The following is a 15336-nucleotide window of genomic DNA, read 5'->3' as shown; positions in this document are numbered from 1 at the left end:
CACACCCGCCGCTTCGGGGAGATACGGACATCCGCCGCCGATGCCGCCCACCCGCCACACGGCAAAGTCCCAGGTCAGCGGACCGGCCAGGTCCGGGCGCACAAGGGGACCTGTCCGGAACTCCCCAAAGCAAGCCAACCCCCGCCGCTTCGGGGAGAAACGGACAACCGCCGCCGGCGCCGCCACCCCGCCACACGGCAAAGTCCCAGGTCAGCGGACCGGCCAGGTCCGGGCGCGCAAGCGGCCCTGTCCGGAACTCCCCTAAGCAAGCCAAAACCCGCCGCTTCGGGGAGAAACGGACAACCGCCGCCGACGCCGCCAACCCACCCCACGGCATCGGCGCAGGTCAGCGGACCGGCCGGGTCGGGCCGCGTAAGGGGCCCTGTCCGGAACTCCCCAAAGCAAGCCAAAAGCCGCCGCTTCGGGGAGAAACGGACAACCGCCGCCGACGCCGCCAACCGGCCACACGGCATCGGCGCAGGTCAGCGGACCTGACCGTTCCGCGCCCGACCGGGGGCCTGTCCGGAACTCCCCGAAGCAAGCCGAAAACCGCCGCTTCGGGGAGAAACGGACAACCGCCGCCGACGCCGCCGACCCGGCCCACGGCATCATCCCAGGTCACCGGACCGGCCGGGTCGGGCCGCGTACGGGGACCTGTCCGGAACTCCCCAAAGCAAGCCGAAAACCGCCGCTTCGGGGAGAAACGGACAAGCGGCGGCCGGTTAGCGGGTTCGGGGGCGGCGGCGGGTGGAGCGCGGGAACCACCAGGCCGCCAGGCGGGTGCGGCGCGGCTGGGGGCGGCGCAGGCCCCGAAGGACGGACCGCGCGTCGTGAAGACTCTCGGCGTTCGGGCGCGCGGCGGCGGGCGGCGGGGCGTAGACCGTCAGCTCGAGGGCGTCTTGGAGGCGCTCGGCCGAGCGGGCGGCCGGGGACTCGCCGTGATCGTCCAGCCACGAGGCCAACGAACTGGCCACCGCCGCGGGCGTGCGGGAAGGCGGCGCCGTCATGCCGAAGTCGACCGCCGTGGCGACCACCTCGGTCCACAGCGAGGCCAACCCGCCGCGCAGCCGACGCCGCCGGAGGGCCATCCGCCACAGCCCCGGCGCGGCGGCGGCCGCGAGCAGCACGGCGCCCGCTCCGGCGCTCCAAACCTGCCAAGTGAGCGGGGCGCGGGGGGCGGGATCGGAGGCGGGGCCGGGACCCGAACTGGCGGAGGGCGACGGAAGGCGTGAGGCGGAGGGGCTGGGCGAAGGCGAGGCGGACGCTGAAGGCGGGGGCGAGACGGGGCCGGCCGACGGCGACGCGGGGGCGGACGGCGCGGCGGATTGGTAGCCGGAGGCGACCCCCCGGGACACGGTCGGCTCGAAGCCAACCCAGCCGGAGCCGGGGATGTACAACTCGGGCCAGGCGTGCAAGCGGTCGGCGGCGACGGAGTACTGGACGGCGTCCCCGTTCTTGGACACGGGATTGCCCGGCAGGTAGCCGATCGCGACGCGGGCGGGAATGCCCAGATCCCGCGCCATCAACGTCATGGCCGCGGCGAAGTGGACGCAGTAACCGGATTTGACCTCCAAGAACCGCGCCACGACGTCCCCCGAATCCCCGTCGTAGCCCTCGCGCGCGGGCGTGGACATCGAGTAGACAAAGCCGGAGTGCCGGAAGTAGTCCTCCAGGGCGAGCCCCCGCGCCAACGGGTCCTCGCCCACATCCGCGACCACGTCCCGGGCGGTTTCGCCAATGATGGCGGGCAGGTCCTCCGGCACCGCGGTGGCGGGCTCAAGCTGCGCGAGCTGTTGGGGGGTCAAGGGCTGGGCGGCCAGCGCCCGCGCCTGGTCCGAGGCGGGATCCGGCCGCCAGGCCCGCACGGAGTAGGACTGGTCCTCGGTCCGTCCCTCCATGAAGGACATGGTCAAATCGTCCGCGTCGACCCGCAGCGGCCAGCCCACGCCTTGAAGGCCGATCGGCTGGTAAGGCACGGGCAGCCAGTCCGAGTTGAGGTCGACGATCTCAACGCCGATCACGGCCTCAGACCCGGCCAACGCCTCGTCGCTGCCGGGCACGGGCGGGAAGTCGTCCCCGCCGGGCGTGTAGAAGCGCTGTTCGGCGGGTCGGCGCAGCCAGGTGGTGCCGTCGAACCGGGCCAGCGAGGTCAGCCGGAGATAGACCGGCCCAACCGAGGAGACATAGCGCAGCGCCTCCGTGCTGGGGCTGGCCCGCAGGTCGTTCCCCAAGTCGACCAGCGGGTTGTCGCCGCCAATGTGGACGTCGCCGCGGTCGCGGCCGTGGACAAAGCCGCCGATGCCGAGCCCCGGCGTCACCTGCCCCGCGGCCAGACCCAGCGCCACGGCTCCGGCCACGATGGCCGCCCCGGCCAGGCGCGGACGCGCGCCCGTGGCGGTGACCACCAACAGCAGCAGATACGCGAGAGTCATGGGCACAAAGGTGGTGAGCGGCAGACCAGGATGGACGAACGCCACCGCCACCACCCCGACCAGGGCCGCGAACAGCCCGGTGGCAGCGGGTGCCCGGACCGTGAAGACGTACCAGTCGAAGACCCAGGCGAGCGCCGCGCCGCTGAGCGCCACAAAGGCGAAGATCCATTCGCCGGCCGCCAGCGGGCTGGCCTCCAGCAAGAACGCGCGGCCCAGGTCCGCGCCCAAGTCGGTGAACCGATCCCAGACCCGCACGTTCGGGATGACCCAGGCCCAGGCCACATCCGCCGCGAAGGCGGCCGTCAGGGCGGGAGGCACCAACGCGGCCTGGATCACGCCGACCAGGCCGTTGGCCAGGCCAAGCGACCGGCCTATCAGGCCCACCGCGAAGACCATGAAGCCGAATCCGACGTACCACCCGAACCAGTTCGAGCCTTGGATCAGGTGGGTCACCGGCACCGCCAGCGACAGGTACAGGAGCACGGCGGCGCCCAGCGCGCCTGGACGGACCCTGTTCATCCGGCTCCCACCACCGTCCAGCCTTGCGTGCGGAGCGGATCGGCCGCCTGGGCCAGCGCCTCCCCCGTCAACCAGAGCTGGCCGGGCCGGGCCACCGCCGCGAGCCGACCCAGTTCCGCCATGACGCTGGCGTCCGCCTGGGCGAATGCCCCGTAGACGGGGGCCACGGCGCCGCGCGCTCCCAGGTCGGCTAACAGCCTCCGGCTAAGGGACGGGACCTCAGCGGCGGGGCCCGCCGCGTCCGGGGGGGCGCCCCCGCCCGAATGCGGTCGGCTTGCTTGGGCCGCCCCGCGGCCGCGCCCGTTTGTCCGGGCCGCGCCCTCATCCGGGGTCGCCAGTTGAATCCGCGCGAAGGCGGCTAGGAGCGGGGCCGATCCGCCGGCCGGTTCAAGCCGCAGGTCCGGGCCGCGCGAGGCGTCCAGGTAGGTCAAGTGCACGGTGTGGCCGGCGCGGAGCAGCCTCAACGCGACCGAGGCGGCCAGGGACAAGGCGGCTTCGCCGTCATCTGCGGCGGGGGCGGCGTTGTCCACCAGCACCCATGTCTGGGGGAGGCCCCGCAACACCACCTCGCGAACCATCAGACGGTCGCGCCGGGCGGTCGCCTTCCAGTGGACCAGGCGGCGGGGGTCGCCGGACTGGTAGTCGCGGACGGCGGCCGGTTCGGTCACCCGTTCGGCACCGACTTGCGTGCGGGGTTGCGGGATGTCGGATTCGGCGTCCGGCATTGTCACGTCCACGTCGACCAGCTTGGGGGCGACCAGGACCTCTGCGGACGGGGCGGTCAGGTACGTGACGGCGAAGAGGCCAAGCGGGCTTGGGACGGCGATCTGCGCGGGGCCGACCTGGTACACGCCCCGCCGGGCGGCCGCGAAAGCGTACCCCAGCGAAGTGCCGGTCGGATCGGGGGCCAGTTCCGCCTCCAACCAGGGCGTGCGGTCGCGGACGCAGTCCGGCGCGGGCACGAATCCGCTGGACGGCACCGGGGTGAGGCGGACCTCCACGCGGGAGCCAGGCGCCAGCGTCCCGGAGGTCACGCTCCGCACAAAGGCGGCCGGCGGCCGGGCGAAACGGGCGCAAACCCAACTGGCCGCCAACGCGCTGATCAGGATGACCCCGGCCATCAGCGCGTCGGAGCGCTCAAAGACGAAGGCGAGCGCCAGGAACGCCAGCCCCGCCAACGCCAAGCACAGCCCGCGACCGGTCGGTTTCAGGCGCCGCTTCGCGGTCATTAGCGCTCGGCGGCGATCGGCACCGGCACCGTGGCCATGCAGTCGCGGATTATCCCGGCGGCCTGGGTGATCGCCTCCGCGCCGCGCGCGGGCGCCACCGGCATGACCCGGTGGGCCAGGACGGGGACGGCGAGGCTCTGGACGTCATCGGGAATGACGTAGCCGCGCCCTTGGACGGCGGCCAGGGCTTTGGCGGCGGTCAGCAAGTGAACGGCGGCGCGCGGGGAGGCCCCCAGGGTCAGGGCGGGGCTGTGGCGGGTGGCCCTGGTCAAGGCGACGGCGTACCGGCTGACCGGCTCGGCCACATAGGTGCGGCGGCAGGCGTCCATCATCCGCGCGACCGCGGCGAGCGAGGCCACCGGCCGGATCGCCGCGATGGGCTCTTCCAGGTCGCGGGCGCGCACCATGACGTGCTCGGCTTCCTCGTCCGGATAGCCCAGGCCGATCCGGGCCATGAAACGGTCGCGCTGGGCCTCAAGCAGGGCGTGCGTGCCCTCCATGTCGATTGGGTTCTGGGTCGCCACAACGTGGAACGGGCTGGGCAGCGCGTAGGTGGTGCCCTCCACGGTGACCTGGCCCTCCTCCATGCATTCGAGCAGGGCGGACTGGGTGCGGGGGGAGGCGCGGTTGATCTCGTCCGCTATGACAATGTTGGCGAACACCGGGCCCGCCTCGAACTCGAACTGCCGGGTGGCCTGGTTGAAGATGGGCGAGCCGGTCACGTCTGAGGGCAGCAGGTCCGGGGTGAACTGGATCCGTTTGACGGACGCGCCCACAGAGGCGGCCAGGGACTTGGCCAGCATGGTCTTGCCTACTCCGGGCACGTCTTCAATCAGGACGTGGCCGTGCGCCAGGAACATGGTCACCGTCAACTCGATGGCCTCTTGCTTGCCGGTGATGACCCGCGCCATGTTGGCGGCGATCGCCTGGGCGCCCTGCGCGACGGCTTCAGGGGTCAGCGTCTGGCCACCCGCGGCCGGTTGGCGCTGCGGAGGCGGCGGCGCAGGAGTAGGCGCGGGAGGGGCCGGCGGGGCGCTTGCGGCACGGGCGCCGGCGTTCGCCGGGGCGACGCGGGCCGGAAGGGAACCTGGCACCGGGGCCGGGGCCGGAGCCGGGGGCGCGGCGGCCGGGACGGCGCTGGCCGGGGCGACCGCGTGGCGGCCGCCACCCGCCACCCCGGAACTGCCCGGTGGGAAGGCAGGCAGTTGGCTCGGGTCCATTTCTCTCCTTTTGGGCCGATCGCGTGGCTGGTTCCGCCCTTGGTTGGCTAGTCGCCTTGCCGGACGAATCAGAGCCGCGCCCGGTCGGCGTCACCACCTGGATAGTCTAGGCCGTCGCGGCGGCGGGACCCGCCTGCGCGCGTGCTGGCCGGCTGCTGGGACTGGACGGGGGTCGGGGTCCGTATGCGCGGCATCGCCGTCGGATCTCCCACCCTTGGGGCCGAAAACAGCCTAGCGTGGTGCGGGTGAGGCCTGCCTTGTTCGCTTTAGCCGGTCGCAAACGCCAACCTGAGGCCCCGGCGCCGACTGGTCCGCGTCCCGTGACCGCAAGCGACCTGCGCGCCGCGCACTTAGGACAAACATTCGCGGCTTGGAATGATGAACTGGGCCAACTTGGCGGCACCAGCGCGGAGGTGGACATCGCCGCGCTGGGCAATGTGGTCCTTGATTTGACCCTGGCGCACCCATCCGGGATTGCCCAACTGTACGCGGGGCGGACCACGGCGCTGAGTTCGCTGGTCCGCGACAAGGCGGCCTACGTCAAGGCGTCCGCCGCCGCGCAGGCACTCAAGGCCAAAGCCGACCAGCACGCCAGCGCCTACGGCTTGCCGCCCACCCACCTGGGATTGGGCATTGCGCTGTGGACGCAATCCGACCCGGAGACGGGCGCCGCCGTGCCCCGGCGCGTGCCGGTCATGCTGCGCCCCATTGTCCTGGCGGAGGGGCGCCACGGCATGGAACTGGAGTTGGAGCCAACCCTGGAGATCAACCCGGAGCTCACCCGGACCCTGGCCGACTTGGGGATTCCCCTGGACCCGGCGGCCATGGCCAGGGACGCTATGGCCGGGACGTCCTTTAATCCCGCGCCCGTTCTGGACGCCATCTCCGCGATGGGCCAGGCCGTGTTCGAGGACTTCCGGGTCCGGAACAAGCTGATCGTGGGCGTGTTCCAGCACCCCGGCAAGGTCCTCGCGGCGGACTTGGAGGAGTCGCGGCCCATTTTGATGAGCCAGCCGGTCGTGGCCGCCCTGGCGGGCGACTTGGAGTCCCGCTCGCAGTTGGCCCGCCAGCCGCTGCCGCCGGTGGTCGCCTTCGACCGGCCCCCGGACCACGAGCGCGGCGTGGGCGACTTGAACGTTTCCCAAATGCACGTGCTCGACGTGGCGGCGGCCGGCGTCTCGGCTTTGGTGGACGCGCCCGCCGGCGCCCCCGTCGCGGCGACCGTCGCGGCCATCGCGGCCGATGCCGTCGGGTCCGGCCGCAGCGTCTTGTACGTTTCCGGGGTGGCCGGGGCGAAGCGCGCCGTGGCCAAGACGCTTCGGGCCTTCGGCCTGGGCGAGTGCCTGTTGGACCTGGAGCCGAGCACCGACTGGCGCGAGAAGTCGCTGGTTCACCTGGTTGCGGGGCTGCAGGTGGGGGCTCCGGTGGTGGACCCGGACGGCATCGGGCAAATTCGGACTGCCCTGGCGGACAGGGCGGACCAAATCGCCAACTACCTGGGGGACTTGCACGACCCGCTGCCGGGGCTCGCGGTCAGCCCGTTCGACGCGTTGCAGGCGTTGGCGCAGATCACGGAGGACTCGCCGGACACGCGGACGGCCTGCGAACTTGAGCGCCCGGCGGTGGCGGCGTTGAACGCCGAGGCGCGGGCGGCCGCGAAGGCGAACCTGCGGCGCGCCACCGAACTGGGGATGTTCAAGCTGACCCCGGAGGTGACGGCGTGGCTGAACGCCAAGGCCCCGGACGCGGAGACGGCGGCGGCCCTGCTGGACCGGCTGGACCGGCTGCGGGGCGGGTCGCTGTCGCGGACCATAGCGCACATGCGGGAGGTCACAAGCCGGACCGGCTTGAACGAATCGACCACTTTGGCGGGCTGGGGCGAGCAACTGGGCATGCTGCGCGGCGTGCGCCAGGCACTTGACCAGTTCATTCCGGAGATTTTCGAACGCTCGCCCGGTGACATGGTGGCGGCGACGGCCACGCCGGAATGGCGGACGGCGAACGGGGTGGAGCAGTCGCGGCGGACTCGGCGGCGGCTGCGGCGCCAGGCGCGGGACCTGGTGCGGCCGGGTTTGCAGGTCGAGGACTTGCATGGCGCGCTGGTGCAGGTCGAGGAGCAGCGGAACATTTGGATGAGCTGGTCTCCCACCGTGCCGTGGCCCAAGCTGCCCGTCGGAATGCCGCAGATCGAGGCGGAGTATGAGGCGGTCCGGGAGGACATCGCGGGCTTGGACCAGGCATTGGCGGACGGGCACACGCCGCTGGCGGAGCTTGAGTTCACCGAGCTGACGGAGCTTTTGAACCAGCTGCATGTGGACCGCGACTCGATGGACTTTGTGCCGGAGTTGAACCAGTTGGCCGCGTCTTTGCGCGCGGCGGGGTTGGGGCCGCTGCTGGAGGACCTGCTGGCGCGTCAGGCGGGGCCGGAGCTGGGCGGGACCGGGGTCGAGGCGGAGGCGTTGACCTCCGCCGTTGTGCAGGAAGTCGACTTCGCGTGGTGGTCTTCCGTGCTGACGCACGCGCTGGCGGACAACCCGTCCCTGTCTGCGATGGGCGGGCAGACGCTGACCGCGCTGGTTGACTCCTACCGCGAGTTGGACATTGCGCACACCGCCACCAAGCCGCTGCCCATCAGGGCGGCCGCCGTCGCGGCCCGCGACCGCGCGGCGGAGGCGTACCCGGCGCAGTTGTTCAAGCTGTCGCATTTGGAGCCGGGCACGTCGTTGCGGGCGGCTTTGGCGCAGGCGCCGGATGTGGGCCTGGCCGCGCGGCCGTGCATTTTGGCCGGCCCGGTGATGGTGCCGCAGGCCTTGCCGCTGCGGGAGCTGGGTTCGCCGCCGGTCGACCTGGTGATTGTGGACGGGGCCGATTCCTTGACGCCCGCCCAGGCCGCCTCCGCTTTGGCGCGGGGGAAACAGGCCCTGATCATTGGGGACGCCTCCCGGACCACCAATTTGACGCTGACCGGCGCCGCCGCCGAGTTCCTGCCGCACGTGGCGCTGCCCGCATCCGCGAACGCCCGCGATCTGCGGGTCACGTCGCTGCTCGAGGCGCAGGGGTATTCGACTCTGGGGCCGGCGTTGCCGAACCGGGGCCACGAGCCGCGCATCACCTGGACGCATGTGCCCGGCAACGGGCAGGCGAGCGGCAGCGCCAGCCGGATCGACCGGATTGACGCCCCGACGGCGGAGGTCGAGGCGGCTGTGGCCTTGGTGGACGCGCACTTGACCCGCTGGCCCGCCGAGTCGCTGGCGGTCTTCACCGCCACCCCCGAACACGCCGTCCGAGTCCGGGCGGCGTTGGAGCATGCGGCGAAGGCCGGGAACCAACTCCTCACGCGCGCGTTGGCGCAGACCGGGCTGGAGCCGTTGCTGGTCGCGCCGGTGGACCAGGCCGTCGGGGCCAGCCGGGACGCGGTCATCTTCGCTCCGGGTCTGGCCAAGTCGCCGCGCGGCGCGGTGATGTACCAATTCGGGCTTTTGGCGGGCGATTTCGGCGCGGTTTTGCTGACCGACGCGCTGCTGGCCGGCCGGCGGCGCCTCACGGTGGTGAGTTCCCTTGCCCCGGAGGACTTGGACGACGACCGCCTGAAGGGCGCCGGCCCGCACCTGTTCAAGGACGTGCTCACGGCCGCCGCGCACCCCAAGGCTTTGCCGCTCTCCGGCCCGCAGGTCTCCGACGCCTTGTTCGCGGACCTGGCCCGGCGCGTGGAGCGCCGCGGCACCCACGTCACCGCCAACTACGGCCCGGAGCAGGGCCCCTGGATCAAACTGGCCGTCCGCCCGGATCCGGGCCCGGCCCGCGAGGTCGTGGCCGTCATGACGGACGACAGGGCCTTCATGGCCGAGGCGTCCCTGAGAGCTAAGATCCGCTTCTGGCCTTCAATCCTGGAATCCACAGGCTGGCGCGTCCGCTACTCCTGGACCGCCCCGGTCTTCATGGAACCAGACGCGGAGGCCCGAGAAATCGCCAAACTAGCCTTCGCGGACCCAACCCCCCGCTAACGAAAATGGGGACGGTACCTATTTCCGGCGGAAATAGGTACCGCCCCCATTTTCGTCCCGGCCCATTCTGGACGCGCCCATGGGCACCGCTCTGCGGCGGTAGGCTGAGGGGCGCGAGTGGCTGAGCGGCGAGGGCTCGGCCAGTTCCTCACGATCGATTTCCACCTCTTGGTCAGGGCCCAGCCGAATCCGAAATCCTCGGTTGAGCCATCAGAGCGTCGTGACTCGCGGCTGGTTGGCCGCGCGATGGTTGGCCCACTACTTGCCGGACCTGTAGGACACGGACTTGCGCACTTGGGTCCCGCACAGGCCGTGGGGCTGTCCGAGGTCTACTCCTCAGGGGTCAAGTGACAAGCCCGCCACCCGGAGGAGCCGGCGTGGATCTACGGTGTCGGCTGCGGGTTGCCCGTGGCGGTCGAACTGAGCTTCCCGGATGACAACCTCGATACCGTCTCCATGGCGTATTTCAGCGCCCTGAGCCCGATCCCTTCGGTCGAACGCTGCGGAGGGCTTTGAGCCAGCGCTTTCCAGGCCGGAAGCCGCTGCCGTGCTCAGCGGTGTCGAGACCCTTCCGGCTCGCGGACGCAAACCTCTGCTTCAGGAGCAACGAGGTCGACACTGGGTGAGCTATTGCACCTTGTCGTTTCCCCGTTTCACCTGTAGGAACACTCGGCAACAACCTCGTTCCCTCTCATTCCCTGTGTATTGCATTGCGCCCTGGGCTCAATCATGGTAGCGTTGCGCGCAACAAGACTAAGGAAGGGATCATGATGGCCGCGCACTTGCCCAATCATCCATCCAATAGACCGTCGAAAGAAGGGCAGTTGGGCAGCAAACGGGCTCCGGCCGCTGGCCGGGTCCGACTGGAAGGCTGGGAGAACCGGGAGCGTGGACCGGACGGGCTACTGTCCGAACTGCCGACCAGCTATGCGGCGGCTCGAGGCGGAGAGGCGCGAGTTGCCGTGGGATTTCCGGCTGCAGAAGTGGTCGCTGAGGTTACCGCGCCCACCGGAATGGCCATATGCATGTCAATCTTGACTGTTCAACTGGAAGTAGCGGCACCGCGCACTCAAGACGAACGTCTTCCCCGTGACGACGCCCGACACCTTGCCGTCGGCAGGCAGCAGCCGTCTGGCGGAAGTCAAGGTGAAGCGGCTGGACCATTCCTCTGCCATGCGTCAGAGGACAAATCCTTTGCACGGGAGCTCGCGACTGCACTGCGTCGCACGGGCGTTAACGTTTGGCTCGACGAATGGGAGTTGGTACCCGGGGACTCGTTGATCGAGGGGGTTTTCGTTCATGGCATCCAACCTGCGGGGGCTCTGGTTGCTTTGCTGTCCGAGGCGAGCATCTGCAAACCTTGGGTCCGAAAAGAACTCAACGTTGCCATCTCAAGAAGTCTAAGCGAAGAATTCAGAATCATCCCTGTCCTCCTTGGTGGATTGACCGAAGCCGATTTGCCCACACCGCTGATGGACACTCTTTGCGTAGTTCATCGAACCATGGATGAGACAGTTGAAGCGGTCAGGAGCGGTCTTCTGGGAAACTCGGATCGCCCTCCTCTGGGCATCGGAACGCCGAGGACTCGGCGAAAGTGTGCCTCAAAGGGACTACGCTTGTGAAGAGTTCAAGGGCGAACCTCCGAATGAGCTCGCGCCGTTCGCATGGCTTCTTGGGCAAACCCGCGCCTACGGCACGGCTACGACCACTCTCCCCGCAGTTGGTGGTGTCAGCAGACGGTATGCGGCCTATCCTCCTGATGAGCGTAGGCCCGCGCGCAGAAGCTGGTCGATTCTGCGGCGCCCAAACCCCGCGAGCGATCCTTCGAAATGGACAGCCGTATTCCCGCTTCATCTTGGGCGCAGGTCGCGATGGCAGCTGCGGAATTGGCGTATTCCGTTTCTTGAGTGTTCCGATTGCCGATATGCCCGGTTCCGCTTCTGCTCTTTGTCGTTTTTCTGCTGTTCTTGTGTAGGTTTCGGGCCTTGTCGGCACGTTCACCGCTGTCGGTCGAAAGGAGTCACAGTGGCCACTGTCTTGTCGCAATATGCGGTACACAAGGCACTGAAGAAACTGCCGCTGGGCAGCGCAGAGGACGCGGCCACAGTCTTAGTGGAGCTTCTGGGACAGGACGGCCGGGTCGTAGTGGCCACGCTCCACAAGAAGCTGTGGCCGCTGGTGAAGACCAACAGCGCCAACAACGCGTTGCAGAGGCTGCTCAAGGCAATCAACGACGCCGCTCGAGAGGCAGGCCTCCCCCTGGTGGCGCGCATCACGGAGAACAAGAAAGCGGGCGCAGGCAAGCGCTTTGTGTGGTTCGAAGGTCCCGACGAAGTGGCGCCCCAACCAAACACGCCGGACTTGGCGGCAATCGCGCCTGGTGCCCTGGTAGAGCGGCCGCCCGGTTTGCTGTGGTTCGAAGGTCCCGACGAAGCGGCACCCCAACCAAACACGCCGGACTTGGCGGCAGTCGCGCCTGGTGCCCTGGCCGAGCGGCCGCCCGGTTTGCTGCTGAACACGCCGATTGTGCTGGTGACATTCAACGAGCACGAGACCAAGGCGGTGCGCGATAGGTTCGCCCCGCGTGCGGAACTGCGGTTCAAGGACGACTTGCCGTACTACGACTTGGGCGAGCATGGCGGCGTCAAGGTCATCCAGGTGATCAGCCGCCAAGGCGAGGAAGAGACGCAAGCCACGGCCCACCGCGTATGCGGCCTCTTCAAGCCCCGTGCCCTGATCGGCGTCGGCATAGCGTTCGGGATGAACCCGGCGAAGCAGAGAATGGGCGACGTGTTGGTGAGCCGCGACATCCAGGGTTATGACCTACAAAGGATCAACGCGAACGGGACCCTCACCCCGCGCGGGACCTGCCGCGACGCGACGCCATCGTTGCTTCGGCGAATCTACGCTCTTGACCAGAGCCGACTCAATGGCCCGCAGGCCGGACTGGGGTGGCCTCGGGTCCACTTCGGCCGTCTGGTCTCAGGCAGCCCACTCGTGGACAACCTCGACTACCGCGAAAGCCTCAAGAAGCTGTACGGAAACGTGATCGGCGGGGAGATGGAGGGAAGCGGCCTTTCGCTTCCGGCCCGCGAGGACGGCGTGCCTTGGATCGTTGTGAAGGCCATCTGCGACTGGGGGGACGGCCGGAAGGGTACTGCGACCAAGGACCGCGACCAAGAGAGCGCCGCCGCCAACGCCGCCTTGGTGGTCCATGCGGCCATCCACGCGGGTGGCTGGGAAGTCGAGGGTCGGGAATCCGAAGAACCGCTGCCCGTCGAGCGATCGGGATTGCTCATCAAGACACGCCCAGAAACGCCCCTTCCGCCGCCCTGGTTCAAGGACCTGGATAGCATCCGGGAACTGATCGACAATCCGGACGGCTCACGCAGGTCTCTTGCCAAGGACGCCGCACCCGCCCAACAGGAACGCGCGATCGCACAGGGTTCGAATGCCTTCCAAGCCCTGTTGGACTGGGCGCATGACCCAGAAGGCCGCAGTTGTCTTGTGTTGCTCGGCGAATATGGCATGGGAAAGACCATCTCCTGCCAGCGCCTGGCCAGAGAGATCCTTGAGCGCCGCTCGGCCGACCAATCGTGGCCGGTGCCGCTGCACTTCGATCTGCGCCATGTCACAGCGCTGCGCGACCGAGTGCCGACAGTCGATGAGGTGATGGCCGAATGCGCCCAAGCAGGCTGGCGCCACAACGGCAATTTGGACCTGTGCTCAGTCGAGCAGATCCGCAGTTGGATCGGCGCAGGCGCGCTCATCATCTTTGACGGCCTGGATGAGGCATTGGTAAAACTGAGCGAGGCCGACGGAACGGAATTCACCCGCCGTCTTCTATCGCTAGTGCCAGCCGATGGCCGTGATGGTCCGTCAAGGCCTAAGGTCCTGATTTCGTCAAGGACCCAATATTTCCGAACCCTGCGAGACGAACGGAACCATTTCACGGGCGAGGAGCGAGGCGAGAAGACCAGCGAAGCCTTCGAGTCGATGCTCCTACTCCCATTCACCGACGAACAAGTGACCAGGTACTTGCGCGCCGTTCTGCCGGAGTCCGACGCCGAACGCGTTCTGGACACCATCAACTCCGTCCACAATCTGTCGGAGTTGGCTCACCGCCCAGTCGCGCTCAGATTCGTCGCCGACCAGATTCCCGAGATCGAGAAAGCCCGCGCCCAAGGAGATCCGATCTACGGCAGCACGCTGTACCGCATGATGGCCAACCAATGGTTTGATCGCGACCAAGGCAAACACCACATCAAGCGGCGCGAAGACAAACTCGCCCTCGCGGCCGCGCTGGCCGCCCACTTGTGGCTCGAAGCCACTTCCGGGAGGGGCTCCGCATCCGCTGAAGAAGCACAGCTCCCCGCCCTCGCTCTTGAGGACTGGCTCCACGAATGGCTGGAACAGCAACCCCGCCTCAAGCGTCGATACGGCCACTTGAACCCCGATCTACTAGAAGAAGACCTGCGCAACACAACTTTCCTGCGCCGTGTCGATCTAGGCCCGGACAAGGGGGTATTCCGGTTCGCTCACACGTCACTGCAAGAGTTTTTCCTGTCCGAGCACTTGGTTACCAATCTGCGCAGTGACAATCCGTCGGCCTGGGAGATGCCATGCCCCAGCGCGGAAACCTTGGACTTCCTGGGCCAGTCGCTCGTCACTGCGGAAGACCACCTGGAACTCCTCGCAACCTTGGAACGTTGGGTACGGATGCCCCAGGCACAGGTCAACACTCTGATCCTCCGTTACGCACTACGCGCGCGAACCCACGAGTATCCCGAGCCTTCGCTGCGCGGCATCAACCTCCAGGGCGTTAACCTACGCGGAGAGCAGCTTGAACTGGGTCCACTGGACCTCAGCGGGGCCAACCTGAGCGGCGCGGACCTAACGGACGCCCGCCTGGTCGACTGCGACCTATCCCGCGTGGGCTTTACGGCCGCCCGCCTCCGCCGCGCTCATCTTCTCGAGTGTTCGCTTGAGAACGCCAACTTTGACCGCGCCGACCTCGTCGGCGCGGTCGTCCGCCGTGCCAATCTCCGTGCCACCTCACTAACTGGTTCAAGCTTGCGCGACAGTCACTGGATTGACTGCGTCAGCGCTCCTGCATCGCTGCCGGGTGACCCGTCGGTTGTTCTGGTTCACCCAGGCCGAACGGTGCCACAGTACGGCGCCACCTCTGGCAGGCTCGACATCGGTGGCCACACCGGCCCGGTCGACGCGGTGGCGTGGTCCCCCGACGGTACCTCCCTCGCCGCCGGCGGCTACGACGATACGGTCCGGCTCTGGGACCCCGCCACCGGCCAAACCACCGCCGTCCTCAAAGGCCACACCAATTGGGTCCGGGCGGTGGCGTGGTCCCCCGACGGGACCGCCCTCGCCACCGGCGGCGACGACGATACGGTCCGGCTCTGGGACCCCGCCACCGGCCAAACCACCGCCGTCCTCAAAGGCCACACCGATTGGGTCCGGGCGGTGGCGTGGTCCCCCGACGGGACCGCCCTCGCCACCGGCGGCGACGACGATACGGTCCGGCTCTGGGACCCCGCCACCGGCCAAGAGATTCGCCGCATACAGCGTTTTCAACGAGACAACTACTCCGTATGGGATTCCGACGGCAACCTGACTCTGTGCAGCGAGGGAGCCTGGGAGTACCTGGCCTGGCTCGCACCTGCTGACGCGGATCATCCATACGGGCGTAACCTTCCTGCCGAGTACTTCGGGCCGCTGCCTGTGGCCCCGGACCCGGAGCCGGTCGAGCGAAGATGAGCACATGGCGGTGGTTCGCCCAGACCGCGAGGGCCGAGTTGGTCGCGTTGTTTAGGGATCGAGTGGATTCGCCGTCATACGTTGAGCCGTCGAGGCGCTTTGACATGTGGCTGGCCGCCAGGACTCTGGTTTACGACTGGTCAGGCCTTGAGCGCGG

General features: G+C 68.6%; 6 protein-coding genes. 3 read left to right on the top strand and 3 right to left on the bottom strand.

The genetic code is table 11. The annotated features are described in order from the left end of the window. Positions 1-722: 722 nt before the first annotated feature. The 3 genes from LBC97_09270 to LBC97_09260 are packed head-to-tail and all read right to left on the bottom strand — an operon-like array spanning position 723 to position 5400. The gene (locus LBC97_09270; GenBank protein ID MDR2566224.1) at positions 723-2951 is read right to left on the bottom strand and encodes a DUF3488 and transglutaminase-like domain-containing protein; all 2229 of its coding nucleotides are present in this window, start codon (positions 2949-2951) and stop codon (positions 723-725) included. Next, positions 2948-4180 (bottom strand): DUF58 domain-containing protein, encoded by a 1233-nt coding sequence (locus LBC97_09265; protein ID MDR2566223.1) that lies wholly within the window; start codon positions 4178-4180, stop codon positions 2948-2950. The genes LBC97_09270 and LBC97_09265 overlap by 4 nt, the downstream gene beginning before the upstream one ends. Next, entirely contained in the window at positions 4180-5400 is a 1221-nt protein-coding gene (locus LBC97_09260) for a MoxR family ATPase (protein ID MDR2566222.1), read from the bottom strand. The genes LBC97_09265 and LBC97_09260 overlap by 1 nt, the downstream gene beginning before the upstream one ends. A 320-nt stretch (positions 5401-5720) precedes the next feature. Between LBC97_09260 and LBC97_09255 the strand changes: the two genes are divergently transcribed. From LBC97_09255 to LBC97_09245, 3 genes are all read left to right on the top strand, one after another. After that, positions 5721-9404, top strand: coding sequence for a hypothetical protein (locus LBC97_09255; GenBank protein MDR2566221.1), 3684 nt, complete (start codon positions 5721-5723; stop codon positions 9402-9404). A 1025-nt stretch (positions 9405-10429) separates the two neighbouring features. Beyond that, the gene (locus LBC97_09250; GenBank protein ID MDR2566220.1) at positions 10430-11026 is read left to right on the top strand and encodes a toll/interleukin-1 receptor domain-containing protein; all 597 of its coding nucleotides are present in this window, start codon (positions 10430-10432) and stop codon (positions 11024-11026) included. Positions 11027-11429: 403 nt separating this feature from the next. Then, positions 11430-15179: a pentapeptide repeat-containing protein gene (locus LBC97_09245; protein ID MDR2566219.1), complete on the top strand. Its 3750-nt coding sequence runs from the start codon at positions 11430-11432 to the stop codon at positions 15177-15179. The last annotated feature ends 157 nt before the right edge of the window (positions 15180-15336 follow it).

The organism is Bifidobacteriaceae bacterium, from assembly GCA_031281585.1.
Classification (GTDB): domain Bacteria; phylum Actinomycetota; class Actinomycetes; order Actinomycetales; family WQXJ01; genus JAIRTF01.
Note: the sequence above shows the minus strand (reverse complement) of the source record. Positions and strands in the feature narration are given on the sequence as shown.